Genomic DNA, 25,672 nt, shown 5'->3' on the forward strand with positions numbered 1-25,672 from the left:
CGTCAGGAGACGCCCATGCCCGGTGACGCCCTCAGCCAGGACCCCGCGGAGCTGCGGAGGAGGATCGACAGCAGCAAGGCGCACCCGGCGCGTGTCTACGACGTCTTCCTCGGGGGCAAGGACCACTATCCGGCCGACCTCGGTGCGGCGGCCGCCGGGCTCGCCGCCAACCCGCGCGGCTACCTCGACGTACGGCACAACCGCGACTTCCTGCGGCGCGCGGTGACCACGCTCGCCCGCGAGGACGGCATCCGGCAGTTCCTCGACATCGGCACCGGGCTGCCGACCGCCGAGAACGTGCACCAGATCGCTCAGCGCATCGCCCCCGAGTCGCGGGTCGTCTACGTCGACAACGACCCGGTCGTACTCGCCCACGCCCGCGCCCTGCTCACCAGCGGACCCGAGGGGCGTACGGACTACATCGACGCCGACCTGAAGAGCCCGGCGCAGATCCTCGAACAGGCCGCCAAGACCCTCGACTTCGACCGGCCCGTGGCGCTGTGCCTCGTCGCCATCCTGCACTTCGTCGAGGACGCGGAGGCGTACCCGATCGTCCGCGAACTGGTCGACGCGCTGCCCGCCGGCAGTCGTCTCGTGCTCAGCCATCTCACCGAGGACCTCAACGCGGAGAACGTGCGCGCGGTCCAGCGGACGTACACCGAGCGGGGCTTCACCTTCGTGCTGCGCTCCCGCGACGACGTCGAGCGGTTCTTCGCGGAGAGCGGTCTTGAACTCGCCGACCCGGGCGTCGTCCCGGTGCACCACTGGCGGCCCGACCACGCGGCGCCGGTGCCCGAGCAGCCGGAGGAGTCGTACCTCGCCGGTCTCGACGACATCGAGAAGGTCCGGTACAAGGACATCAACGACGTCACGGACGCGGACATCAACGTGTACGGCGGGCTGGGCGTCAAGGCCTGACACCCCAGGCAGTCGCACGGGTGTCCGGATCGCGGAAAGTCGCCTGTACGCGGCACGCATTTCCATACGCTGCGCGCATGACCGTGACCGTGACTGAGACCGCGTCCGATGCCGCCACACCCGCCCGCGCCCAAGCCCACGCCCCGCTGCCGTCGCTCGCCGCGCGGGCCCGGTCGATCGGGGGTTCCCCGGTCCGGGACATCCTCGCCGTCACCGCCCGCCCCGAGGTGATCAACTTCGCGGGCGGGCTGCCGGCCCCCGAGCTGTTCGACGCGGAGGGCATCGCCGCCGCGTACCGGGACGTCCTCGCCGAGGCGCCCGCGCGAGCCCTGCAGTACTCCACCACCGAGGGCGAGCCCGTCCTGCGGGCCGCGCTCGCCGCCCGCACCTCGGCGCGCGGACTGGACACCGGCGCCGACGACATCCTCGTCACCACCGGCTCCCAGCAGGCCCTGTCGCTCCTCGCCACCGCCCTGCTGGAACCCGGCGACACCGTCCTCGTCGAGAGCCCCTGCTACCTCGCAGCGATCCAGGCCTTCGGCTTCGCGGGCGCCCGGGTCGTCGCCGTACCCGGGGACGAGGACGGGATCGACCCCGGGGCGCTGGAGGAACTGGTGGTGCGCGAGCGCCCCAAGCTGCTCTACACGGTCCCCACCTTCCAGAACCCCACCGGCCGCACCATGCCCGCCGCCCGCCGCGCCGCGGTGGCCGAGGTCGCCGGGCGGTGCGGGCTGTGGATCGTCGAGGACGACCCGTACGGGGAGCTGCGCTTCGAGGGTGAGCGGCTGCCGTGGATCGCCTCCTACGAGGGTGCCCGGGACCGGACCGTGCTGCTCGGCTCCTTCTCCAAGGTCATGGCACCCGGCCTGCGCCTGGGCTGGCTGCGGGCGCCCGCCGAACTGCGCCGGGCCTGTGCGGTCGCCAAGCAGGCCGCCGACCTGCACACCCCGACCGTCAACCAGCTCGCCGCCGCCCGCTACCTGGCCGACCGGGACCTGGACGCCCACGTCGCCCGCGTCGCCGCCGTCTACGGCACCCGCCGGGACGCCATGCTCGCGGGCCTGGCCGACGCGCTCCCGGCGGGGTCGGTGTGGACCCGCCCCGAGGGCGGCATGTTCCTGTGGGCCCGGCTGCCCGAGGGGTACGACACCACGGCCCTGCTCCCCGGGGTGGTCCGGCACGACGTGGCGTACGTCCCCGGCGCCCCCTTCCACGCCGGCGAGCCCGACCGCGCCACGCTGCGGCTCTGCTTCGTCACCCAGACGCCGGACGAGATCGCGGAGGGGCTGCGGAGGCTGGGGGAGGGCCTGCGGGAGGGCCTGGGACAGGGCCTGCGGGAGGCGTAGGCCACGTCGTGCGCCCGGGGGAGGGCTCGAGGGAGGGTCGGGTCAGCGGCCGAGGACCTTGCGGCTCCTGCCGAGGTCGAGGAAGACGGTCTCGCCGGTGGAGTCGTCCAGGCCGTCGTTGTCGGTGACGGCGTAGACGCGGCCGTTCCCGGCGACGGTCAGGCCCTCCAACTTCTCCTGCGTCCAGCCGTGCGTCGCCCGCAGGTCGGGGAGGACGTCGTGGGCGAGGGACTTGGGGAGGACGGGGAGGGTGCCCGCGGGAGCGGCGGTCCTCGGCAGCGGCACGGTGTAGATCTTCTTGGTCTTCGCCGCCGGGCCGCCCAGCTTGTCGCGTTCGACGACCGCGAGCCGGTCGCCCACGACGGTGATCTCCGACAGGCCGATCCAGTCGCCGTCGGTGGTCGTGGCGGCCGTCCGGTAGCCGTACCAGCTCCAGGTGCCGGCCGCCACGTCGTAGCGGCCGAGCCGGACGACGCCGGACGGGTCGGTCTTCACCTCGCGCTGGAGGGTGGCCCAGACGATCTCGTGGCCGCGGGCGTCGGTGGTGGCGGTGACTCCCTCAAAGCCCTGCGAGCCGAGGCCCGCGGCGACGTCCGCGGGCAGGGCGACGACCTGACGGGTCACGCCGGACCGGTCCAGGCGCACCAGCCGGTTGCCGGTGCCGGTCTTGCCCTCGACGGCCAGCCAGAAGCCGCCCCGGGGACGCGCGTACACGCCCTCGGCGTCGTAGCCGGCCGGCTCGCCCGTGGAGTCCTTGACGGTCAGCTCGCGCGTGACGACGGCACCCCGCCTGCCGCCGGTGTCGATGGTCAGGACGCGCGTCGTGGCGTACGCCGCGTCCGTCACGGCGTACACCTCGTCGTCGCGGCCCGGTACGGCCGACAGGCCGCTGAGCGCGCCCCAGCCGATCGGCGTACCGGAGGCGTCGGAGGCGGACGAGAGGGAGGGGGCGGTGTTCGCGGCGGTGCCGCCCCTGCCCAGACGGAACAGGGTGACCGAGGCGCGGACGCCCGCCTCCGCGTCGTCCTCCTCGCTGGAGACGGCGAGCAGGCCGCGGGACGGGATCGGCAGCAGGCCTTCGGGGCCGTTGGTGGTCTCCAGGATCTGGCGGAACCTCGGCCTGGTGGGCCGGCTGATGTCGTACACGGCCACGAAGTTGGAGCGCTCGGAGCCGACGAAGGCGTACCGGACACCGCCGTACGTGGCGATGGCGAGGCCCTCGGGCTCGGTGCCCTTGTTCTCGGAGCGGTCCTCGTTGAGCAGGCCGTAGCGGGCGGCGAGGTGCTCGAAGCCGTTGCCGGCGTCCCAGACGACGTTGCCGGTACGGCTGTCGAAGACGGTCCAGCCGCGCGTACCGCCCTTCCAGTCGCCCTCGTTGGCGGTGGCGAGGTAGCGGTTGTCGATCCAGCCGACCGCGTCCGGCTCGCGCGGCACGTCGGTGATCGACCCGGTCTGGTCGATGACGCCGTCCTCGACGGTGTCGATGCCGTCGACGGAGGCGGTGCCGGCGCTGAACGCCTTGGTGATCCGCCCGGAGGCGAGGTCGATGACGACGATGCCGTTGTTCTCCTGGAGCGTCACGACGAGCCGGTCGCGGCCGTTGACGGAGACGTACTCGGGTTCGGGGTCGGTCGGCGCGGCGATGCCGGCGGCGGTGAGCGCGGGCAGCGCCGAGCCGTCGGACTTGGTCAACGCCACCTTGCGCAGGCCCCACTCGGCGGGCGAGGACCCCGACAGGTCGACGATCTGCACGAAACCGGCCGGCGCCTGCGGCAGGTCGCCCTCCTCGCCGCCGGGCGGGGTGGCCTCCTCGTCGCGCTCGTTCTCGATGGCGACGGCGGCGTACCGCTTGTCCTTGCTGAGAGCGATCGAGTCGGGCTGCCCGCCGAGGTCATGGCTGGCCACGCGCTCACGGGTGCGCAGGGAGATGACGTCCAGGCGGCCGGAGGGGTCGGTGTGGCTCGCGCTGGTGTTGACGACGACCAGCGCGTACGCGCCGACGACCGTCACTGAGGTCGGCTCGTCCTCGGCGTCGCCCAGCTCGGTGAGGGACAGCGTGCCCAGGCCCTTGGGGCGCTCCGGGTCGCTGATGTCGAGGAAGCCGATGCGCTTGGCGGCGGCGTCGGTGTAGACCTGCGTGCGGCCGTCCTCGCTGACCGCGGATATCTCGGCGACCGTCTCGGCGGCGGCGTCCGCACCGGTGGGCCGGTTCTGGAAGACCGGGTAGGTGGCGGTGCGCGCGAAGGCGGCGCTGTGCCGGTAGCCGTGGCTCCCGCCCCCGCCCTCGCCCGCGCCTCCGCCCTTGCGCTGATCGGCGTGTGCCGGGCCGGTGGCCGCCAGGGCTGCCGCGGTCACGGCCAGCGTCGCGAGCGCGGCGCAGGTTCTCTTCGGGAGCATCGTTCCTCCGGTACGTCCAGATCCGTCCACTGCGTGCCGGATGCTGCCACCTCGGGGCCAGGTCTGGCGGACGGGCCGGTGAACGGCCGGGTGAACGGAGGGCGAAGATCTCGTACTTCGCCCACGTCGCCCACGTCGCCCACGTCGCTCATCGCGGTGTCGTCGTCGCCGGCGGGGGATCGCGCCGTCGACGTCCCGTCCCGGGGGACGCTACTTAGATCTACTCGCAGTGCATCGGACCTTCAGCCCGAGGAGCAGGTCAACGGGGTGAGGCCGGCCGGGTGGTGGTCACGGGCTCGCCGACGCGGGCCTCGACGCACTCCTGTTCACCCTGTTCACCCTGTTCGCCCTGTTCGCCGACGGCCGGCGCGGGCCGGAAGCAGGCCCGGACGGTGCTGCCGGAGCGGGCCTCGGCCATACCGGTGTAGACGTACGTCTCCGTGTCGTCCTTGCTGCTGATGCGTACCTGGTGGGTCGGGCCGCCCGCCGTGACCTCCAACCGGTCGCCGATCCGGGTACCCCAGGCCCGGGCCCAGCCGGCGCCGCACTTCTCGCTGTAGCGCAGCTCCATGTGGGCGCCGGTGGCGGTGCGGTACGTGGTGAGGGTGTCGGGTCCGATGCCGCAGATCAGGCGCATCGGGTCCCGGCCCTCGCAGGCGGCGTCGTGGCACTGCGGGCCGAGGGCGTAGGGGAGGGAGGACGGCATCGCCTTCTCCTCGACCGCGTTCCGGCCCGGCAGCAGGAGGAACGCGAGCGCCACGCCACCGGCGAGCAGGGCGTACACCGACGCCAGCACCACCATGAGCCGCCCCCGGTGGCCGCGCGGCCGTCCGGCCCAGGGAGGCGGCGGCGCTTCCTGCGGCTCTGGCTGTGGCTGTTGCTCCGGCTGTTGCTCCGGCTGTTGCTGTGGCAGCGACTGTGGTTGCGGTCGCGGCCCCGGCTCCTCGGCAGCGGGGGCGAGGACCGCCGCGCGTCCGCGCCAGTCCGACTCGGCGATCTCCCACAGGGCCAGCAGCCGCCCGTCCGGTTCGTCCGCGACCCGGCACAGTTCCTGAACGGCCTGGCGAGGGGGCAGGCCCTTGCCGTTGAGGTAGCGCTCCCAGGAGGACTTGCTGTACGTCGTGCGCTCCGCCAGCGCCGCCAGGCTCAGACCCGTACGGGTCCTCAGCTCACGCAGTGCCGCGACCAGCCGGGCTTGTTCCGTGGTCACTTGGGCGCCGCCTCACGTAGGGCCTTCCAGGTGTGCGGGCCGATGACACCGTCCACGACCAGCTCGTCCCGCGTCTGCAGACGCACCACCGCGCGCTGCGTCTTCGGGCCGAAGACGCCGTCGATGTCTCCCGGGCTCATGCCCGCCCGACGCAACAGGCACTGTGCCTCGGCCACTTCGGGCCCCACGTGGGTGTACGCCAAGATGGTTTCCGTCGTCCGGCTCAGCCCCGCGTACCAGCGGCCGTCTGTCTGCTCCAGCCGGCAGGTGTAGACGACCGGCACCAGGGACTCCGACACGGTGGCCGGGGCCGCCGCGACGGTGTCGGTACGGTCCTTCGCGAGTTGGGCGCGGGCTTCGGAGAGCCGCATCGACAGCAGGACCGTCGCGGACACGGACAGCACCAGGGCCGCCGCTCCCGCCGTGACCAGGACGTGCAGATAACGCCCGTACCTCTTCCGCTCCGTGGGTGGGGGCGGGTGCGTGGGCGCCGGTGTCGCCGGAGCGCTCCCCGGGGTGATACTCGAGGTGCTCTCCGGGTCTCCGGCGGTGGCCACGCGTCCCTCCGCCCAGCGCTCGGCGGCGATCTCGTGCAGTACCAGCAGCCGGGCCGGATCGTCACCGCCGATGCGGGCCATCGCCTCGACGGCCTTCCGGGGCGGCAGTGACCTGCCGTTCAGATATCGTTGCCACGATCTCGCGCTGTAGCCGGACTTCGAGGCGAGTTGACGGGCACTCAGTTGGCTGCGGTCCTTCAGTTTGCGCAATCGCACGATCAACTGATGGATGTGTGGGTGTAGGTCGGCGGGCAGCTCTCTCCAACGCGACATGTCTCTCCCGTACGCGTTCGGGACCGCACCGGTCCGGTCGGCCCCCCGTGTCCCGGTCATATTCTGCATCAGCGCCCACGACGCTCCCGGAACAGCGATCCCTCCCCCAGTACAGAATCAGCCATTCCCGTTCTTCTGCGTCCCGCCGGAGTGACTCGGCGAGTGGCGTCCCAGCAGGTCAGCGAGTGGGACGTCCCGGGAGCCCGTCACTTGCGCGTCAACTGTGGCCGACCGACGCGTCGGACCGCCAGTCTCGTTGCGGAGTCGGCCGGTGCGGTCGGCTCCGGCCAACGCACGTCAACGGAGGGGAACAGCATGCGGGCTCTCACGAAGGCACTCGTCAGCGTCACGGCCGCGGTCGGCATCGCCGCCGGCGGTCTGGCCACCGCGGGTACGGCGATGGCGGCCCCCGCGCCGGCCCAGCAGCGGACGGCGAGCGTCGAGGCCGCGCCGCTCGCGGTGGTCAACCTCGGGCTGAGCACTGCCCGGGCCCAGCGCTGGCAGTGCTGGCTGCGCGACACGGGCTACAACCCCGGCGCCATCGACGGACAACTGGGCACCAACAGTTGGAAGGCGGCGCAGCGTAAGTTCAACGACCTGAATCTCGGCGCGGGCACTGTCGACGGAATCGTCGGCCCCAACACGATCAAGGCCCTACAGCGCTACCTGAACATCTTCGACTACAACCTCGCCGTCGACGGAATCGCCGGAGACAAGACCAAGGACGCGTTCTGGGACTTCAACGACGTCAACTACTGCGCCTGAGCCAACGCCACGGCCCGTCCACTTCCTCAAGTCGGGGAAGGGGACGGGCCGCGTGCCGTTCACCGGCGAGCACCTCGGAGCCGCTCGGGCATCGGGCTGCCAGCAGGGGCGTGCGTCCCGCTGAACCGACACGGTGGGTCACTCTTTCGCAGGTCAGGGAGGTGGACGTCCCGGGATGACGTCACTTCGACGCCGACTGTGGCCGGGCATCGTGCCGAACCCGCAGTTTCGTTACGGAGCCGCCGGTTGCGGTCGGCTCCACACATCGCAACTTCGCAACATCGCACGTCGAATGAGGGGAACAGTATGCGAGCTCTCACGAAGGCATTTATCGGTGTCACGGCCGCGATCGGCATGGCCGCCGGCGGTCTGGCCACTGCGGGGACGGCGGCAGCGGCTTCCGCGCCGGAGTCGGCTCAGCAGCGGGCGGTGGGTGCCGAGGCCGTCGCGCCGCTCGCGGTGGTCAACCTGGGGCTGAACACCGCTCAGGCGAAGGACTGGCAGTGCTTCCTGCGCAACTCGGGTTACAGCCCCGGCGCGATCGATGGGCAACTGGGCACGCAGAGCTGGAAGGCGGCACAGGGACTCTTCAACGCCCTGGGCTACCAGGACGGTCAGGTCGACGGAATCGTCGGACCCAACACGGTCAAGGCGCTGCAGCGCTTCCTGAACGACGACAACGTCGGCCAGAAGGTCGCCGTCGACGGGATCGCCGGACCGGACACCAAGGACGCGTTCAAGGACCTCGTCAACCTGTTCTCCCACTTCTGCTGAGCCGACCCCGCACTTCACTGGAAGGGACTGGTATGCGAGCTCTCACGAAGTCACTCGTCGGTCTCACCGCCGCGGCGGGGATCGCGGTCGGCGGCCTGGCGACCGCGGGCAGGGCGACCGCGGGCACGGCGACGTCAGGCACGGCGGCGGCTTCCGCGCCGGAGTCGGCCCAGCAGCGGGCGGTGGGTGCCGAGGCCGTCGCGCCGCTCGCGGTGGTCAACCTGGGGCTGAACACCGCCCGTGCGAAGAGCTGGCAGTGCTGGCTGCGCAACACGGGTTACGACCCCGGCGCGATCGATGGGCAACTGGGCACGCAGAGCTGGAAGGCGGCGCAGAGGAAGTTCGAGGGCTATGGCTTCTACGACGACTCCATCGACGGAATCGTCGGACCCAACACGATCATCGGGTTGCAGCACTACCTGAACGTCCACGTCTCCGGCCTCAACCTCGCCGCCGACGGGATCGCCGGACCGGCGACGAAGAAGGCGTTCTGGGACTTCGCCCGCACCGACCGCTGCTGAGCCGGCCTGCCGAAGGCACGCGGGCCTTCGGCGCTCAGAGCCGCTCGGGCGTCCGGATGCCCAGCAGGGCCATGCCCTGGTGCAGCGTGCGGGCCGTGACGTCGCAGAGGAAGAGGCGGTTCTCCACCTGCGTCGGCGTCTCGGCCTTCAGCACCGGGCACTTGTCGTAGAAGGACGTGTACAGCGACGCCACCTGGTACAGGTACGCCGTCAGCCTGTGCGGGGCGTACTCCGCGGCCGCCTCGAAGACCGTGTCGCCGAACGCGTCCAGGTGCAGGCCAAGCGCGCGCTCCGCCTCGTGCAGGTCCAGCTCCGGGTGAGCGGCGGGGCGGGCCTCGCCGGCCTTGCGGAGGATGGACCGGATACGGGCGTAGGCGTACTGGAGGTAGACGGACGTGTCGCCGTTGAGCGAGACCATCTGGTCCAGGTCGAACTTGTAGTCGCGGCTCGGCGACGTCGACAGGTCCGCGTACTTCACGGCGCCGATGCCGACCTGCGCGGCCCGCTCCTGGATCTCTTCCTCGGTGAGGTCCCGCGCCTTCTCCCGTACGACCTCCGCCGCCCGCTGCACCGCCTCGTCCAGCAGGTCCTCCAGGCGTACGGTCTCACCCGCACGCGTCTTGAAGGGCTTGCCGTCCGCGCCGAGCACCGTGCCGTAGGCCATGTTGTGCGCGGTGACGTCGTCGCCGAGCCAGCCGGCCCGGCGGGCCGTCTCGAAGACCATCTTGAAGTGCAGCGACTGGCGTACGTCCACGACGTACAGCAGCGTCGTCGCGTGCAGGTCCTGGACGCGGCCCCGGATCGCGGTCAGGTCGGACGCCGCGTAGCCGAAGCCGCCGTCGGCCTTCTGCACGATCAGCGGGACCGGCTGGTCGTCCTTGCCGCGGATCTCGTCGAAGAACACCACGAGCGCGCCCTCGGAGCGCACCGCCACGCCCGTCTCCTCCAGGATGCGGGCGGTCTCGGGCATGCCCTCGTTGTACGCGGACTCGCCGACGATCTCCTCGTCGCGGATCTCCATGTCGAGCTTCTCGAAGACGGAGTAGAAGTAGACCTTCGACTCGTCCACGAACTGCTGCCACAGCTCCAGCGTCTCCTTGTCACCGGACTGGAGGGCGACGACCCGCTTGCGGGCGCGCTCCTTGAACTCCTCGTCCGAGTCGAAGACCGCACGCGACGCCTTGTACACCTGGTTCAGGTTCGACATGGCCTGCTCGCCGTCGACGTCCTCGGCCGGGGCCAGCTCGCCGGGGTGCTCGAACAGGTACTGGATGAGCATCCCGAACTGGGTGCCCCAGTCGCCGATGTGGTGCCGGCCGATCGTCTTCTCGCCGGTGAAGTCGAGCATGCCGCGCAGGGCGTCGCCGATGACCGCCGACCGCAGGTGGCCGACGTGCATCTCCTTCGCCACGTTCGGCTGGGCGTAGTCGACGACGGTGACGCCCGGGTTCTCCTTCAGCGGCACGCCGAGGCGCTCGCCGTCCGCGTACCGGGCGGCGAGGTTACCGATGATCGCCCGGTCACCGATGGTGATGTTGAGGAAGCCGGGCCCGGAGACCTCGACGTCCTTGATCAGGTCGCCGGTGCTGATGTGCGCGACGACCTCGGCGGCCAGCTCCCGCGGGTTCGACTTCGCCTTCTTGGCCAGGGCGAGGATGCCGTTGGCCTGGTAGTCCGCCCGGTCGCTTCGTCGCAGCAGCGGGTCGACGCCGGCGGCCTCGGGCCGGGTGGCCGTGAGGGCGGACGCGAGCTGCTGCTGGACGGAGTCGCTGAGGGACGTGACCGAGGCCATGGAGTGGTTCGCCGTTCTGCTCGGGGTTCCGGGAGTGTGGCTTGCTGTAGCTACCGAAGCCGAGTATCCCACGCGGTGAAAAGCGGTTTTCGCGGATGCGCGCCGGGCTGGGAGAATGGAGCGGTCAGCCGTGCGACCGTACCGGCTGCCCGAGTCAGAAAGAAGGACGTGCCGATCGTGGCTCAGAGCACAGAGACCACCGACTGGGTCTCCCGTTTCGCGGACGAGGTCATCGCCGAGTCGGAGCGTCGTGCCCCGGGCGCGAAAACATCAGTCGCTACCGCTCCGGTCGCTCCGGTTGTGGTCGTCGCGTCCGGACTCTCCCCCTCCGGCCCCATCCACCTGGGCAACCTGCGCGAGGTCATGACCCCGCACCTGGTCGCCGACGAGATCCGCCGCCGGGGCCACCGGGTCCGGCACCTGATCTCCTGGGACGACTACGACCGCTACCGCAAGGTGCCGGCCGGGATCGCCGGGGTCGACGAGTCCTGGGCCGAGCACATCGGCAAGCCGCTGACCTCCGTCCCGGCCCCGAAGGGCTCCCCGTACCCGAACTGGGCCGAGCACTTCAAGGCCGCGACGGTCGACTCGCTCGCCGAGATGGGCGTCGAGTTCGACGGGATCAGCCAGACCGCGCAGTACACCTCCGGCGTCTACCGCGAGCAGATCCTGCACGCCATGAAGCACCGGCGGGACATCGACGCGATCCTCGACCAGTACCGGACGAAGAAGGCGCCCGCGAAGAAGTCGCAGAAGCCCGTCGACGAGGCCGAGCTGGAGGCCGCCGAGGGCTCCGGAGCCGCCGCCGAGGACGACGGCGGCTCCGGCTCCGCCGGGTACTTCCCGTACAAGCCGTACTGCGGCAACTGCGAGAAGGACCTGACGACGGTCACCGCCTACGACGACGACTCGACCGAGCTGACGTACGCCTGCACCGCCTGCGGCTTCTCCGAGACCGTGCGGCTGAGCGAGTTCAACCGCGGCAAGCTGGTCTGGAAGGTCGACTGGCCGATGCGCTGGGCGTACGAGGGCGTGATCTTCGAGCCCAGCGGCGTCGACCACACCTCGCCGGGGTCGTCGTTCCAGGTCGGCGGGCAGATCGTCGGGATCTTCGGCGGCCAACAGCCGATCGGGCCGATGTACGCGTTCGTCGGCATCAGCGGCATGGCGAAGATGTCCTCGTCCAAGGGCGGGGTGCCCACCCCGGCCGACGCGCTCAGGATCATGGAGCCGCAGCTCCTGCGCTGGCTGTACGCCCGGCGCCGCCCCAACCAGTCGTTCAAGATCGCCTTCGACCAGGAGATCCAGCGGCTGTACGACGAGTGGGACCGCCTGGACGCCAAGGTCGCCGACGGCAGCGCGTTGCCCGCCGACGTCGCCGCGCACGCGCGGGCCGTGGGCACGGCCGCCGCCGGTGAGCTGCCGAGGACGCCCAGGCCGCTGCCGTACCGCACGCTCGCCTCCGTCGCCGACATCACCGCCGGCCACGAGGACCAGGCGCTGCGCATCCTCGGCGAGCTGGACCCGGCGAACCCGATCGCGTCGCTGGACCAGGCCCGGCCGCGCTACGACAAGGCCGAGGCGTGGATCAACACCCACGTTCCCGCCGACCAGCGCACCGTCGTGCGCCAGGAGCCCGACGCCGAGCTGCTCAAGTCCCTCGACGAGCCGAGCCGGCAGTCCCTGCGGCTGCTGCTCGAGGGACTCGCCGACCACTGGTCCCTGGACGGGCTCACCCACCACGTCTACGGCGTCCCCAAGGTCCAGGCCGGCTTCCCCGCCGACGCCACGCCCAAGGAACTGCCGCCGGAGATCAAGACCGCCCAGCGGACGTTCTTCGCCCTGCTGTACCACCTGCTCGTCGGCCGCGACACCGGCCCGCGCCTGCCCACGCTGCTGCTGGCGGTGGGACAGGAGCGGGTGCGGACCCTGCTCGGGGAGTAGCACGAGTAGGACCCGCCGGTACGGCGAAGGGGGCGCCCCCTTCGCCGTACGCACAGGCGATCAGGCGATGTGGTCCTCCTCCAGCTCCGCGCTGTGGCGGTTGGTGAACTGGGTGACCAGGCGCTTCGTCTCGTGGTCGGCAAGCTGCGTGCCGTAGGTCGCCTCCACGTTGTCGCCGAACTCCCGGGGCGTCGGATAGCTGCCGTTGATCGACTGCTTGAAGACCTGGTAGTACGCGTCCTCGTCCGGGTCCTGCGGCGACGGGGGCCCGCCGCCCTCACCCAGCGCGCGGGTGCGGCCCGGGACGACCGGTATCGGGAAGCTGCCCGTCTCCTCCGGCGAGGGCTCCTGGAGCGGAGGCTCCTCCTCGTACTGGTCCCGGTACTCGTCGGCCTGCTGCTGCTCCTCGTACCACTGGGCGTACTGCTCGGCCGGGTCGTAGGTGGGGTCGTAACCGCCCTGGTAGGCGACCTGGCGGGTGTTGAACCAGGGGCTCTGCTCGGGGCCGCTCCCCTCCTCGCCACTCTGCGTCGACTGATCCGGCTGCCGCTGCCGCTGCCGCTGCTGTTCCGCCTCGGGGCCCTTGACCAGCTCGGGACGCTGCTCGGCCGCCGGCGCCGCCTGCGGATCCGCCGGCTGCGGCCGGGGCGCGGGCGGGAGCAGGGCCGGCTCGATGCCCGCCGCCGCCAGGCCCGACGGGGCGGTCTGCGCCAGGGGGACGCCGTAGCGGGCCAGCCGCAGCGGCATCAGGGACTCCACCGGGGCCTTGCGGCGCCAGGAGCGGCCGAAGCGCGAACGCAGCCGGGCCTGGTAGACCAGGCGCTCCTGCTCCAGCTTGATGACCTGCTCGTAGGAGCGCAGCTCCCACAGCTTCATCCGGCGCCACAGCAGGAACGTCGGCAGCGGCGAGAGCAGCCAGCGGGTGAGGCGGACGCCCTCCATGTGCTTGTCGGCGGTGATGTCGGCGATCCGGCCGATCGCGTGCCGGGCGGCCTCGACGGACACCACGAACAGGATCGGGATCACGCCGTGCATGCCGACACCCAGCGGGTCCGGCCAGGCCGCCGCGCCGTTGAACGCGATCGTCGCCGCCGTCAGCAGCCAGGCCGTCTGCCGCAGCAGCGGGAAGGGTATGCGGATCCAGGTCAGCAGCAGGTCCAGGGCCAGCAGCACGCAGATGCCCGCGTCGATGCCGATCGGGAAGACGTACGAGAAATTCCCGAACCCCTTCTCCAGGGCCAGCTCCCGCACCGCCGCGTAGGAACCCGCGAAGCCGATCGCGGCGATGACGACGGCGCCGAAGACGACCACGCCGATGAGAACACGATGCGTCCGTGTCAGCTTAAGTGGCGCGGCCACCCGTACTCCCCTCGCATTGCCTGTTGTTGCGCGCAACAGAGTGGCACATGTGTACGGGGGACGGGTGGCCGGTGGGTGGAAGAGACCGTCAGCTCGACTTCGAGGACGACTTGGACGACGACTTCGCGGACGACTTGGACGCCGAGTCCGAAGGGGACTTGGAGGACGTCCCGGAGGGCGACGGGGCGCCGCTCGAGGCGCCCTGGCCGCCGGTACCGCTGTTGGCCTTCGTCACCGTGGCCACCGCCTCCTTGGCCGCCTTCTGGGCGTCCTTCACCAGGTCGTCGGCGTCCGGGGTCTTGTCGCCGGCCAGACCCGCGCCGTTGTAGTCGACGGTGACGACGACGTTCTCGACACGTGTCACGACCGTCTGCTGCTTGAAGGTGCCTTCCTTCTTCTTCAGGTCGTAGCGCACCACCGAGGCCTCGTCGCCCGTGCCGCTCACCGGCGCGGTCTTGACGCTCTTCGCGCCCTCCGTGCTCTGGGCGTCCTTGAGCTGCTTCAGGTAGTAGTCGTGCGCCAGCTTGTCGCCCTCGCCGCGCGTCACGTCCGACTCGAAGCGCAGCATCGACACACTCAGCCAGCGGAACTGAGAGCCCTTCACGCCGTTGTCGTCGAGACTGCTCCAGGAGCAACTGGAGCGCTTGGCCGTGTCGTTGGACTCGCCCTCCTTGCCGGAATCGGCCTTGGGCGCCAGGTCTTCCACTGTCTTCTTCGTCAGCACCGAACACGGCTCCGGAAGCTTGCGGAACGCCGCCGCCTGCACCGTCGGGGACGGGCTCGCGGACTTGGACGCGGCGGACTCCTGCGCGGCCTTGTCCTTGCCGTCGTCGGAGCCGGAGTCCGAGGAGCAGCCGGCTGCCACCAGCATCACGGGTACGGCGGCCGCGCCGACAAGGACGCGGGTGAGTCGCTTCGCTCCCTTCGCTTGCTGGTCTCGCTGGTCACGCTGGGCTCGTAGCTGCATGGTTCCTTCACTCATGGCACTCGTGGTTCCTGCGTTCGGAACGGGTCCGAGGGGCCACGGTACGCGGTGAAGAAATCGTGCGGTCCCGCTTCGGGCACACCGCGCACGGGCGCGTGGGAGGCCCGGCGGGGCTCAATCGCTCAGTGAATCCGCTAGCTGGGAGGCCAGTTTCCGCGCCATTTCCTGCATTTCCTCACTGTCCGGCACGACTCCGAGCGCCGCCGACTGCTCCGCGTACTCGATGGTCACCACGACGTTCGACGTGCGGAACGCCACAGTCACCGTGCGCCGCTTCGCCGTCGAACCGGAGTCGCTCAGCGCGTCGTCCACGAACGCCTCGTCACCCAGATCGTCGAGGAGCCGGGGCTGGACCTCGGCGGGCGTGGCACCGGCGGACGCGCTCGACGAGGACGAGGACGAGGAAGGGGACGAGGGGGTGGTGGACGAGTCCGAACCGGAGGCGGGGGCGGAGGGCGAGCCGCCGGCGTCTGCGGACGGCGACCCGGAGGAAGGCGTGCCGGACGGGGAGTCCGAGGCCGACCCGGACTCCGGGACGACCGGTTCGGGCAGGTCGGCAGCCTCCACCTGCTTCGCGAACAACTGCTCGGCCTCGCTGTCGTCGCTCACGGAGTTGTCGTACGACACCACCCGCTCGAAGTCGACGAAGAGGTGGTCGGTCGCGTCCGCCGACTCCACCTTCCAACGGCAGCCGACCTTGCGGTCGGTGTCGTACGCGAGGGTCGGCTCGCCCGCGTACGCCTTCTCGCGCTGCTCCTCGTCCGTGATCTCCTCGATGCCGGGCAGGAGCGAGTCGAGCGCCGTCTCGCCGACCGCGCCACACGGCTCCGGCAGGGTGCGGTACTTGCCGGGCTCGGCCGCCTCGGTCGCGACACCGGGCTGGCCCGCGTTCGAGTCGTCCGCCGTGGCGCCGTCGCCCGAGCCGCCGGTGCAGCCGGCCAGCAACGCCGCCAAGAGGGCGGCGACGCCGGGTACGTAGGCCTTCCGCTGCACGGTGCGGCTCCTCTCGCCGGGGGCGACTGTGGTTCAAGACGGTCCGGGTCGGTCCGGAACGCCGCGGGACGGGTCGGGACGCTGCGGGACTCCAGTGTCCCCGCTTGTTATTCGCTTGCCGCACGGGGGCGTCCCCTGGAGACAATGTGTATCGCACGCGCTGCCGTGAACGCCGGTCGGTCGTCCCTTTGGCTGCCTTTGGCGCCGGTTTTGCGCTTCGAGACTTCTGTTGGTTTTCCGGGGGAATGAGGACGATATGTCGTACGTGGAGATGCCGGGCGCGAAGGTGCCGATCCGCATGTGGGCCGACCCGGCGACGGTCGAGGACGGCGCACTCCAGCAGTTGCGCAACGTCGCGACCCTGCCGTGGATCAAGGGCCTGGCGGTCATGCCGGACGTGCACTACGGCAAGGGCGCGACGGTCGGGTCCGTGATCGCGATGCGGGGCGCGGTGTGCCCGGCGGCGGTGGGGGTCGACATCGGCTGCGGAATGTCGGCGGTGAAGACGTCCCTGACCGCGAACGACCTGCCGGGCGACCTTTCGCGGCTGCGCTCGAAGATCGAGCAGGCAATTCCGGTGGGGCGGGGTATGCACGACAGCCCGGTCGAGCCGGGGCGCTTCCACGGGCTGGCGACGGGCGGGTGGGACGACTTCTGGGGGCGGTTCGACGGGGTGGCGGAGGCGGTGAAGTTCCGTCACGAGCGGGCTGGGAAGCAGATGGGGACGCTTGGCGGGGGGAATCATTTTGTTGAGATTTGTATTGATATGTCCGATTCGGTCTGGCTCATGCTTCACTCCGGTTCTCGCAACATCGGCAAGGAGCTGGCCGAGCATCACATCGGCGTCGCCCAGCAGCTCCCGCAGAACCAGGGTCTGATCGACCGCGACCTCGCGGTCTTCGTCGCGGACACTCCGCAGATGGCCGCATACCGCAACGACCTGTTCTGGGCGCAGGAGTACGCGAAGTACAACCGCACGCTCATGATGGCGCTCCTGAAGGACGTGGTCCGCAAGGAGTTCAAGAAGGCCAAGCCGGTCTTCGAGCAGGAGATCAGCGCACACCACAACTACGTGGCCGAGGAGCGGTACGACGGGATGGACCTGCTGGTGACCCGTAAGGGCGCGATCCGCGCGGGTTCCGGTGACTACGGGATCATCCCCGGCTCCATGGGTACGGGCTCGTACATCGTCAAGGGCCTCGGGAACGCCAAGTCCTTCAACTCCGCGTCGCACGGCGCCGGTCGGCGGATGAGCCGGAATGCCGCCAAGCGCCGTTTCTCCACCAAGGATCTGGAGGAGCAGACGCGGGGCGTGGAGTGTCGCAAGGACTCCGGTGTCGTGGACGAGATCCCCGGTGCCTACAAGCCGATCGACCAGGTCATCGACCAGCAGCGCGACCTCGTGGAGGTCGTGGCGAAGCTGAAGCAGGTCGTCTGCGTGAAGGGGTAGTCAGGGTGGTGGAGCGAGCATTGCGCATCGCTCCACCGTGCTGACTACGCTGGAAGCGGGGCCAAGCCGTCGAGCAGCTTCGTGAGGCGGGCTCGACAGGCGTTCCGGGAGTGCCCCAACTCGGCACACGCGTCGTCGATTGTCGGCGCGAGGAGCAGAATCTTGTCCTTCTCGGAAGTCCAAAGGATGCGCTCCGGACCAGGCTTCTTGGCCGGTGGGCGAACCCAGTTCGTGATTCTTTCGGCAACTGTCTGCTTGCGCCTCAGGGAGAGACACCCCATGTAGTAGAGGGTGGATGTCAGTGTCTGCGCGGCCTTGCCCCTATAGGTGATGTTGTAGACATGGTCTCGCTGGTTGCGGCGGGGCCTGCGCATGGCTCCGGTGACCGTCTGTGCGTAGGAGCACACGTAGGTGCCGATGGCTGTACTACTCGTGCTGAGAGAGATGAAAGGCATGCCACGCCTTGTGAAGCCGACCGACCCGTCGGCGTCGATGAGGCCCCGAAGGTAGTCGCGACGGGAGAATTCGAGGCTCGGTGGGCCGATGTCTCGTGACTTGCGGCCGTAGGGCAGACCCAGGCTATTCAGCTTGGTCCTCGCCTCGAGGGAGCACAGTGTCCAGACGGCTGAATGGTAGTTCTCGACGAAGTTCGTGGATCGCGTTCGCTCGACGACGCTGCTGTTGTACGGCGTCAGGTTCTTGAACCGGTAGAGCAGGTCAACGTCCCGGACGCTGAGTTCGACGGTCAGGCTGCCCTTCTGCCCTGATCCTTGGTATAGGTGCCCGTCGGCCTGTAGGAAGCCGAACATGTACGCGTACTCGGGGACCGTGAGGTCCATGAACTGGTGAGCAGTAGGCTCTCGTTCAGCCACAGGGAAGCTCCACTTCCTTGCTGGTCAGGCTCTCGGTCGGGACGGGCATCCCGGCCGAGGGCCGTCACATTGGATGTTGTGGCGCGAGCCTAGATCGCCAGTTCAACCGCCGTTCGCGTAATCGGATTTGCTTCACTCATGTGAGTTACTGACGTTTTCTCAGAGGGTAACGATCTTGAGGAAAATTGAGGTCCGGACGTATTGGCCTGAAGGTTCGGCTGGTGTGTGCACAGCAGGTGCTGTGGCGGATGAGGACGAGTTCGGTGCTTGCCCGACGTGGGGTGGGGCGCCGTGCGGCACGGTCGGAGACGAGGCCGGCGATCGCCAGCGCGGGGCGATGACCTGGTCGGGGGACTCCTTGGGCGGCCCGGCATACCCGGCGTCGACCTGAGACTTCACCGATGGGTGGAGCTGGAGCTGTTCGGCGATGCCTTCGGTGTGTACGGCCATATGGTTGTGCATCCCGCGGGGCCGCACGACCCCGGACAGAAGTATTGGGCCCTGCCCGTCGCTGAACGTGGTGGTCTTGATCGTGTTCTGTCGACGTTTGCCTGAGATCCAGGCACGGCGCCCGGGACGCTCTGTCTGTAGGCGCCTGACCTGGGTCTTGGCGGCGTCGAGTTGAGGCTCGACCCCTTCGGCCTCAGCGTATGCGAAGAGGTCCTTCAGCGTCCGCAGACGTATTCCGGGCCGGTCGGGCACAGCGAAACCACGGGCCGCAATCAACGAGCGGACCTGCCGGATCGCCGTCGAACAGTCGAGCGGTCGAGCGGTCGACGTCGTACAGCTCGGCGAGAACCTCGTGCGGCAGCCAATGGCGCAGGTGCACCAGGGTGAGAAGCAGCCGGTCGCAGAAGACCAGCTTCGGTTTGCGTCCGGCGCCGGGTGCCCTACGGCGCTCACTGCCCCTGGCTTGGCGAAGCGCAGACTGTCGCGTTGCCTCTCACGGGGCAGCGAGCCACTCGCCGAAGTGTGCGCGGTAGACACCGGACGGGTCAGGCTGGGAGCAGGCGGTGCGGGCTCAGGTCAGCTTCACGACCAGCGCAACCCGCACGGCTGTTCTCAGGTCACGGCCGAATCATCCGGACCGTCGATGCGAGCGGCCGAGTCACCTCACATGGGTTCCACCAGAGCCGCCCGCCACTCCGGGCGCGGATCAGCCCCAACGGTTGTCCAGTACTCCCGGCCGCGCACGATCTGTCCCTGCTCGACGGTCCAGAATGACGCCGCGCGGAACACGCCGAACTCATCGTGTGGCACCTCGACTTCGGAGACCACCTCGTTGCCGTCAGCCACAATCCGCAGCACCCGAATCGACCAACCCTCCGGGTATTCGCGGTTCACCGCGACGAAGTTCTTGTTGCCAACGATGCGCTCCGCGCTGATCGGCCACTCCACCACGACGTCCTCTGCGACCAGACCGGCGACGGCTGACCAGTCGCGCGCCTGGATCCGGTCCCACAACGCCTCAACCACTTCCGAAGACTCCATGGGAGGCACCCTTGCACGAGCCACTGACAACCGATCCTGGGGCCCAGGAGCAACCTGGTAAGTCCCCCAAGCAGCAGCCCCTCCCCGCTGCTAATGAATCCCAAGGTCGTAAGTTCAACGTCTCTGCGGGATCAGGCGTCGACCATTTCGAGTATGCGCGATCTTTGACGGTAGGGAGTCACACAGGGTCCGGCAGGTCCATGAGCGCAAGCTTCGCCGGGTCGACCACGGCGGTGAGCTCGATGATGTGGCCGTCGCCGACGGTGAAGGCGAGCAGCGAGAGTGGGGTGCCGTCTTCGCGCCAGGAGATGACGCCGGGGCGGCCGTTGACCGTCGCTGCATGTCCTCGTGCCGCACTGCCGGCCACTCGCGCGCGAGTGGCGACTTCGGTGGCCCCGAGCGTGACGAACGTGCCGTTCGGGGTGTGGACGGTGAACCTCACTTCGGGGTGGAGAACCTGCAGCAGTTGTTCGAACCGACCGTCGCGGGCTGCGGCCAGGAAAGCCTGGACCACCTTGCGTTGTTCTTGTCCGCTGCTTGCCGGCTGCTGGGCGACCTGTACTTTCCTGCGGGCGCGGCTGGCGAGCATTTTGGTCGCGTCGGCGGATTTGCCAAGAATGGGGCCGATCTCCGCGAAGGGCACGGCGAACACGTCGTGCAGCACGAACGCCAGTCGTTCGTCAGGGCGCAGCGAGTCGAGGACCGTGAGGAGCGCGAGGCCAACGGAGTCCCCGAGTGCCGCCAGGTCTTCCGGCGCGGGAGCGTCGTCGAGCGTCACGGTGAATTCGGGTAGCTGGTCGTCGAAGGAGACTTCTGGGCGCGTCCGGCCCGCCCGCAGGACATCGAGGCTGATGCGGCCGACCACGGTGGTCAGCCAGCCGCCGAGATTGTCGATGGCGTCGGTGTCCTGGCGGGACAGACGCAGCCACGCCTCTTGGACCACGTCTTCCGCATCGGCGTGTGATCCGAGCATGCGGTGGGCGACGGCGCGGAGCCGGTCACGGTGGGACTCGAAGGCATCGGCGATCGGGTTCGCGGGATGGGTGCCGGCCATGTTGTTACCTCCCTGGAAGCTGCTCCGTCATAGGGATGACGCGCACAGGCGCCGCAACGTAACCCGATGAAGGAGAGCACTCCCACATGGAAAACCGGCTCAAGAACAAGAACAAGAACAACCCCGATGTGTGGACGGCGATCCAGCACCTTCAGAAGGCGATCGCCGCCGGGGGCGTCGACCCGAAGGTGCTCGCGCTGGTCCACCTGCGCACCAGTCAGATCAACAGTTGCTCGGCGTGCGTCTATGCCAGTGTCGCCGGGGGGAAGAAGGCCGGTGACACCGATGAGCGGCTGCACAACGTCGCAGCGTGGCGGGAGGCGCCGTTCTACACCGACGCGGAGCGCGCGGCACTGGCGCTGGCCGAGGCTGCCACCCGGCTGCAGGACGGTGCGCAGGGGGTCACCGACGAGATCTGGGAAGAGGTCAACGCCCACTTCAACGAGGAGGAGATCGACGCGATCAATCTGGAGATCGCGCTGACCAACTTCTTCAACCGAATCAACCGCACCATCAAGGAACCGGCCGGCCAGACCTGGAGCTGAGCCCAGCGGGGCTCTTACCCCCTGAGGCTTCGCCAGCGAATGATCTTCGGGTCGGACGCGAAGCCGGGCAGGCGTGAAGCCTTGGTAGGGCTGTTCTGCCAAGATCACGTCCGCTCGAACCAGAGGCTTCACGTGGGTCACCTACTCTGCCGTGCTCGGCGTCCCACGCCACGTCGTCGAGTTCCTCGCCCGGTTGCTGGCCGCCCACCGGCGCAGGATCGGCACCCCGAAGGTTTCTCGCGCCCTGGGCTCGTTCCGGCAAGCGGTATTGGTGCTGCGCCGGTTCCGAGAACACGGCTGCGTGCACTGCCCGGCCCGGAACGCCGGGATCTCGCAGGCCACCGGCTACCGCTACTTCTATGAGGGCATCAGTGTGCCGGCTGCCCAAGCTCCTGATCTGCAACGCGCTGGTCAGACATGTGAGTGCGTGCTGCGAGTGAGCCGCGGCGGCACTGAAGGAATGCTTGCGAGCCCTCAAGCACGTCACCCTCAGCCCCAGCAGAATCGGCGACATGGTCCGCGCCGTACTCGTTCTCAACGGGCACTGGAAATGATCTTCAAATGAGGAAGCCTCACTCACCAGCGTCAGCCCTCCCGGTGCACCTTCGTGTTCGATGCCTGGGCGCGGGGGCGGACGACCAGGAGGTCGATGTTGACGTGGGCGGGGCGGGTGACCGCCCAGGTGATGGTGTCGGCGACGTCGTCGGCGGTGAGGGGGTCGGCGACGCCTTGGTAGACCTTGGCCGCCTTGTCCTGGTCGCCGGCGAAGCGGGTCAGGGCGAACTCGTCGGTCTTGACCATGCCGGGTGCGATCTCGACGACGCGGACCGGGCGGCCGACGATCTCCAGACGGAGGGTCTCGGCGAGGACGTGTTCGCCGTGCTTGGCGGCGACGTAGCCCGCGCCGCCCTCGGAGCAGGTCGTGTGCGTGAAGGGGTAGTAGGGGTGGTGCCGGGCGAGCCGTTCTTGCTCCCCGCATGGCCTCATGAGGGTGGGGGCGCCGTTCGCGGCTGCCCCCACCTGTCTCGTCGTTCGGTCGTGCGACTACTCCGGGACGGCTCCCAGCGTCTCCAGGACGCCGTACACACCGACGCACAGGATGGCCACGCTGCTGAGGACCAGGGCCGTGGTCAGCCAGCCGTTGGTGCGGAAGCGCCGTGGCACTCCGGTGTAGCGCAGCCGCCAGACGGCGACGACCACCGCGAGCAGGAAGATCCCGCCGCCGATGCCGCCGATCTGGACCATCAGAACGGGCGACTGCATCCAGAGGAAGAAGCAGGTCCACAGCAGCGGCAGGGTCCAGGTGAGGATACGGATGGTGCGGGTGCGGGCGCGGACGTCCGACCAGTCGATGACGCCGAGCAGGCCGAGGGTGTTGGTCCACAGCCGGGGCACGGAGGCCGTCGAACCGATGAGGGTGGAGAAGAGGACGCCGAAGGCTCCGACGAGGAACAGGTACTCGGCCCAGGGGCCCATGGTGTCGGTGTAGATCCGCGACAGCGTGGTGATCATCTCGTTGCCCTCGGGCACGAGGCCCTGCGGGTGGAGCACGGCCGCGCCGATGACGTAGAAGGACAGAGTGCACAGCACGCAGACGGCCAGCCCGGCGAGGGCGTCCATGCGCATCACCTTGATCCAGCCCTCGGCCCGGCGGGCGCGCTCCTCGGTGCCGTCGTCGGGGCCGGTCCAGCGGGCGTAGCCCTTCTCCAGGCACCAGTAGGTGTACGTCGTCATCTCGTCGGCGCCGACACCGGTGATGCCGAAGACGGCCAGGGCGATGCCGACGGTGCCGGCCGGTATCTCGAAGCCGAAGCCGCTGCCCAGTTCGCTCGACCCGTAGCCGTACTCGGTGCCGGGCAGGCCGATCGCGAGGCTGACGGTGACCAGGGTGAAGGCGATGACGGAGACCAGGCAGGCGCGTTCGACGTGGCTGTACTTGCCGGACTGCAGCAGCAGAATGGCGGCGAGGGTGACGACGACGGCTCAGAGGGCCAGGGAGCCCCAGCTCAGGGGTTCGCCGATCACCGGCCACAGCACCGAACAGGCGGCCGCCGTGCCGCCGATGATGCCTCCGCGCTGGAACATCTTGGCGAAGTCCATGCCGATCCACAGCCAGTTGATCCAGCTCAGCCCGCCGATGCGCGGGCCGACCTGGCGGTAGCCGTCCAGAGCCGTGCGTCCGTTGAGGATGGTCCATTGGGCCAGTTCCATCTGGACCCAGACCTTGACCGCGGTCGAGACGATCACGAGCCACAGCAGCGCGAAGCCGGCCTGGGCGCCGAGAGAGGTGGTGGTGATCAGCTCTCCGGAGCCGACGACGGCGGCCGAGAGGACGAAGCCGGGGCCGAGATGGCGGAATCGGCCGCGGAAGTTCTCGGGCGCCGGGCGGGCGTCCTCGGGGCGCAGGGTGTACGGATCGGCCTGCGCGTGGTCCGCGGTGGCGGGGGCGGTGGTGGTGGACATGGCGGTGTTCCTTTGCTGGTTCCGGTGCGGCGCCGGAGCGGAAGGCAAACGGGACAGGCGCCCCCGGGAGCCGGGGACGGGCAAGGGATGACGCGGTGGAGTGGTGGAATGGTGGAGCGGTGGAGTGGTGACGCGGTGGGGCGGTGACGCCGGGCTCGGGGTCAGCCGGCCGCGTGGTGCGGGGGTTCGCCGGCGAGGACGCGGAGGACGTCCCCGGCGACCATGAGCCCCATCGCTCGGTTGGCCTCCGGGGTGCAGGCGGCCATGTGCGAGGTGAGGGTCAGGTGCGGGGCCGTGCGCAGGACGTGACCGTCGGGGAGCGGCTCGACGGCGAAGGCGTCGAGCGCGGCGGCGGCCAGGTGCCCGGAGTGCAGCGCGGTGGCGAGCGCGGTGTCGTCGACCAGGCCGCCGCGGGCGGCGTTGACGAGGATCGCGCCGGGTTTCATGGCGTCCAGCCGTGCGGCGTTCAGCAGCGGCTGCCCGGCGGGCGGCGGGAGGTGCAGGGTGACGACGTCGGTGTGGGCGAGGAGCGTGTCCAGCGCGGTGGGTTCGGCGTCCGCCGCGGTCACCGCGTCGTCGGGGACGTACGGGTCGTGGGCGAGCACCCGCATCCCGAAGGCCCGCGCGTAGCCGGCGACGAGCCGCCCGATCCGGCCGAAGCCGACGACGCCGATGGTCCTGCCGTGCAGTTCCGGGCCGAAGAGCTTGGGCCAGCCGCCCGCGTCGACGGCTGTGTGGGAGGCGCTGATCCGGCGGGCGGCGTCGAGCACGAGCCCGAAGGTGTACTCGGCGACCGCGCGGGAGTTGGAGCCGGGTGCGCAGACGACGGGGATGCCGCGGGCGCGGGCCGCGTCGAGGTCGATGGTGTCGGTGCCGACGCCGTGCTTGGCGATGACCTTCAGCCGTGGGGCGGCGTCCATGACCTCGGCGGTCACCGGGTCCATGCCGGCGACGAGCGCGTCCGCGCCGGCGATCCGGGTGAGCAGTTCGTCGTGCGGCAGGGCGCGGTCGGCGTACGGGCGCAAGGGGCCCGCGCCGCCGTCGGCGAGCAGGGTCCAGGGTTCGTCCGAGTGCCGGGCGAAGGTGGGCGTGGTGATGAGTGTCGTGCGGTCCGCTGTGCTCATGCCCCGCAGCCCTTCCGTGCGTCGTCCAGGTGCGCGGTGGCGACCTGCTGGAGGTGGACCACGTCGGCGGCGACGGACGCGAAGGTGAAGCCCTCGGCGAGCCGGCGGGCGGCGCTCGCGCCGTCGCCGTTGTGGATGCCGGCGGCGATACCGGCGGCCTCGGCGGCCACCCGGACGCGGGTGAGCGCCCGCTCGAACTCCTCGGCGACATCCGGGTCCTTGGAGGTCCGGCCGCCGAGGGCGAGGCGCAGGTCGGAGGGGCCGACGTAGATTCCGTCGAGGCCCGGGACGGTGCAGATCTCCGCGACGTTCGCGAGCCCGTCAGCGGTCTCGATCATGGCGAGCACCGCGGTCTGCTCGTGGGTGTCGGCCGGGTCGGGGCCGATCCGCAGTTGGGCGCGCATGGGGCCGTAGGAGCGGCGGCCGTGCGGCGGGTACCGTACGGCGGCGACCGCGTCGGCCGCGTCCTGGGCCGTGTCGACGAGCGGCACGATGACGGCGGCGGCGCCCGCGTCGAGCGCGCGGCCGATGTACGTCGGGTCGTTGGCCTCGACGCGGACCACGCCGACGGCGGTGGAGCCGCGGGTGTCGGTGGCGATGAGGTTGTTCAGCAGGCCCTGGTAGCCGAAGAGGCCGTGCTGGGCGTCGAAGGCCAGGTAGTCGTATCCGAGGCGGGCGAGACGCTCGGCGGCGACGGGCGAGTCGAGCAGCGACCAGTAGCCGATGAGGCGCTGGCGGTCGCGCAGTGCGGCGGTGAAGTGCGCGGCGGTGGTCATGAGGAGTCTCCGGACGGCTGGGGACGGCGGTGGCAGCGGGGGCGTGCGGGGGTGGGGGCGGGG

At 70.0% G+C, this 25,672-nt stretch carries 22 protein-coding genes and 2 pseudogenes; 9 read left to right on the top strand and 15 right to left on the bottom strand.

Annotated elements, in window-relative coordinates; all coding sequences use genetic code 11:
* The first annotated feature begins 15 nt into the window (after positions 1-15).
* On the top strand, positions 16-918 hold the full coding sequence (locus KUM40_RS26195) for an SAM-dependent methyltransferase (protein WP_217168655.1): 903 nt from the start codon (positions 16-18) through the stop codon (positions 916-918).
* Positions 919-995: 77 nt separating this feature from the next.
* Complete coding sequence (locus KUM40_RS26200) at positions 996-2,264, top strand: PLP-dependent aminotransferase family protein (RefSeq protein WP_254395691.1); 1,269 nt, start codon at positions 996-998, stop codon at positions 2,262-2,264.
* A 42-nt stretch (positions 2,265-2,306) separates the two neighbouring features.
* Here KUM40_RS26200 and KUM40_RS26205 read toward each other — a convergent pair whose 3' ends face one another.
* From KUM40_RS26205 to KUM40_RS26215, 3 genes are all read right to left on the bottom strand, one after another.
* Entirely contained in the window at positions 2,307-4,661 is a 2,355-nt protein-coding gene (locus KUM40_RS26205) for an esterase-like activity of phytase family protein (RefSeq protein ID WP_217168656.1), read from the bottom strand.
* Positions 4,662-4,920: 259 nt separating this feature from the next.
* Complete coding sequence (locus KUM40_RS26210; protein WP_217168657.1) at positions 4,921-5,871, bottom strand: XRE family transcriptional regulator; 951 nt, start codon at positions 5,869-5,871, stop codon at positions 4,921-4,923.
* Positions 5,868-6,701: a peptidoglycan-binding protein gene (locus tag KUM40_RS26215; RefSeq protein WP_217168658.1), complete on the bottom strand. Its 834-nt coding sequence runs from the start codon at positions 6,699-6,701 to the stop codon at positions 5,868-5,870. Before KUM40_RS26215 ends, KUM40_RS26210 begins: the two co-directional genes overlap by 4 nt.
* Before the next feature lie 315 nt (positions 6,702-7,016).
* Here KUM40_RS26215 and KUM40_RS26220 point away from each other — a divergent pair, with 315 nt between their 5' ends.
* The 3 genes from KUM40_RS26220 (at position 7,017) to KUM40_RS26230 (ending at position 8,761) form a co-directional block, all read left to right on the top strand.
* Positions 7,017-7,466 (top strand): peptidoglycan-binding protein, encoded by a 450-nt coding sequence (locus KUM40_RS26220; protein ID WP_217168659.1) that lies wholly within the window; start codon positions 7,017-7,019, stop codon positions 7,464-7,466.
* A 306-nt stretch (positions 7,467-7,772) separates the two neighbouring features.
* A complete protein-coding gene (locus tag KUM40_RS26225; protein ID WP_217168660.1) occupies positions 7,773-8,240 on the top strand; it encodes a peptidoglycan-binding protein in 468 nt (155 codons plus the stop codon).
* A gap of 32 nt (positions 8,241-8,272) precedes the next feature.
* A complete protein-coding gene (locus KUM40_RS26230) occupies positions 8,273-8,761 on the top strand; it encodes a peptidoglycan-binding domain-containing protein (RefSeq protein WP_217168661.1) in 489 nt (162 codons plus the stop codon).
* 34 nt (positions 8,762-8,795) lie between these two features.
* Here the strand turns inward: KUM40_RS26230 and argS are convergent, their stop codons facing one another.
* Complete coding sequence (argS, locus tag KUM40_RS26235) at positions 8,796-10,553, bottom strand: arginine--tRNA ligase (RefSeq protein ID WP_217168662.1); 1,758 nt, start codon at positions 10,551-10,553, stop codon at positions 8,796-8,798.
* Between the two features lie 168 nt (positions 10,554-10,721).
* Here argS and lysS point away from each other — a divergent pair, with 168 nt between their 5' ends.
* The gene (lysS, locus tag KUM40_RS26240) at positions 10,722-12,497 is read left to right on the top strand and encodes a lysine--tRNA ligase (RefSeq protein ID WP_217168663.1); all 1,776 of its coding nucleotides are present in this window, start codon (positions 10,722-10,724) and stop codon (positions 12,495-12,497) included.
* A gap of 60 nt (positions 12,498-12,557) precedes the next feature.
* On the opposite strand, the gene KUM40_RS26245 is transcribed toward lysS, so the two are convergent.
* The 3 genes from KUM40_RS26245 to KUM40_RS26255 form a co-directional block, all read right to left on the bottom strand.
* Complete coding sequence (locus tag KUM40_RS26245; protein WP_217168664.1) at positions 12,558-13,856, bottom strand: DUF2637 domain-containing protein; 1,299 nt, start codon at positions 13,854-13,856, stop codon at positions 12,558-12,560.
* 88 nt (positions 13,857-13,944) lie between these two features.
* The gene (locus KUM40_RS26250; protein ID WP_217168665.1) at positions 13,945-14,838 is read right to left on the bottom strand and encodes a DUF3558 family protein; all 894 of its coding nucleotides are present in this window, start codon (positions 14,836-14,838) and stop codon (positions 13,945-13,947) included.
* Positions 14,839-14,955: 117 nt separating this feature from the next.
* On the bottom strand, positions 14,956-15,834 hold the full coding sequence (locus KUM40_RS26255; protein WP_217168666.1) for a DUF3558 domain-containing protein: 879 nt from the start codon (positions 15,832-15,834) through the stop codon (positions 14,956-14,958).
* Between the two features lie 256 nt (positions 15,835-16,090).
* Here KUM40_RS26255 and KUM40_RS26260 point away from each other — a divergent pair, with 256 nt between their 5' ends.
* Positions 16,091-17,284: an RtcB family protein gene (locus KUM40_RS26260; RefSeq protein WP_217168667.1), complete on the top strand. Its 1,194-nt coding sequence runs from the start codon at positions 16,091-16,093 to the stop codon at positions 17,282-17,284.
* 44 nt (positions 17,285-17,328) lie between these two features.
* On the opposite strand, the gene KUM40_RS26265 is transcribed toward KUM40_RS26260, so the two are convergent.
* Positions 17,329-18,156 (bottom strand): LAGLIDADG family homing endonuclease, encoded by an 828-nt coding sequence (locus KUM40_RS26265; RefSeq protein ID WP_217168668.1) that lies wholly within the window; start codon positions 18,154-18,156, stop codon positions 17,329-17,331.
* 405 nt (positions 18,157-18,561) lie between these two features.
* Here KUM40_RS26265 and KUM40_RS26270 point away from each other — a divergent pair, with 405 nt between their 5' ends.
* Positions 18,562-18,711, top strand: a complete 150-nt coding sequence (locus KUM40_RS26270; protein WP_217168669.1) for a hypothetical protein — start codon at positions 18,562-18,564, stop codon at positions 18,709-18,711.
* A gap of 88 nt (positions 18,712-18,799) precedes the next feature.
* On the opposite strand, the gene KUM40_RS42725 is transcribed toward KUM40_RS26270, so the two are convergent.
* The 3 genes from KUM40_RS42725 to KUM40_RS26285 all read right to left on the bottom strand — a co-directional run bounded on the left by KUM40_RS42725 (position 18,800) and on the right by KUM40_RS26285 (position 20,701).
* On the bottom strand, positions 18,800-19,018 hold the full coding sequence (locus KUM40_RS42725; protein WP_374227423.1) for a transposase family protein: 219 nt from the start codon (positions 19,016-19,018) through the stop codon (positions 18,800-18,802).
* A 251-nt stretch (positions 19,019-19,269) separates the two neighbouring features.
* A complete protein-coding gene (locus tag KUM40_RS26280; RefSeq protein WP_217168671.1) occupies positions 19,270-19,647 on the bottom strand; it encodes a nuclear transport factor 2 family protein in 378 nt (125 codons plus the stop codon).
* A gap of 178 nt (positions 19,648-19,825) precedes the next feature.
* Complete coding sequence (locus tag KUM40_RS26285) at positions 19,826-20,701, bottom strand: sigma-70 family RNA polymerase sigma factor (protein ID WP_217168672.1); 876 nt, start codon at positions 20,699-20,701, stop codon at positions 19,826-19,828.
* 86 nt (positions 20,702-20,787) lie between these two features.
* Here KUM40_RS26285 and KUM40_RS26290 point away from each other — a divergent pair, with 86 nt between their 5' ends.
* Entirely contained in the window at positions 20,788-21,246 is a 459-nt protein-coding gene (locus KUM40_RS26290; protein WP_217168673.1) for a carboxymuconolactone decarboxylase family protein, read from the top strand.
* Between the two features lie 585 nt (positions 21,247-21,831).
* Here the strand turns inward: KUM40_RS26290 and KUM40_RS26295 are convergent.
* The 4 genes and pseudogenes from KUM40_RS26295 to KUM40_RS26310 form a co-directional block, all read right to left on the bottom strand.
* Positions 21,832-22,158, bottom strand: a pseudogene (locus KUM40_RS26295) (SDR family NAD(P)-dependent oxidoreductase); the annotation flags it as partial.
* Between the two features lie 132 nt (positions 22,159-22,290).
* Positions 22,291-23,709: pseudogene (locus tag KUM40_RS26300) on the bottom strand (Nramp family divalent metal transporter).
* Positions 23,710-23,870: 161 nt separating this feature from the next.
* Entirely contained in the window at positions 23,871-24,833 is a 963-nt protein-coding gene (locus KUM40_RS26305) for a phosphoglycerate dehydrogenase (protein ID WP_217168674.1), read from the bottom strand.
* Positions 24,830-25,609 carry an HpcH/HpaI aldolase/citrate lyase family protein gene (locus KUM40_RS26310; RefSeq protein ID WP_217168675.1) on the bottom strand — a complete coding sequence of 260 codons (780 nt, stop codon included), beginning with the start codon at positions 25,607-25,609 and terminating at the stop codon, positions 24,830-24,832. The genes KUM40_RS26305 and KUM40_RS26310 overlap by 4 nt, the downstream gene beginning before the upstream one ends.
* Positions 25,610-25,672: the final 63 nt, after the last annotated feature.

Origin of the sequence: Streptomyces sp. AC512_CC834, assembly GCF_019049325.1 — a bacterium.
Taxonomy (GTDB): Bacteria; Actinomycetota; Actinomycetes; order Streptomycetales; family Streptomycetaceae; genus Streptomyces.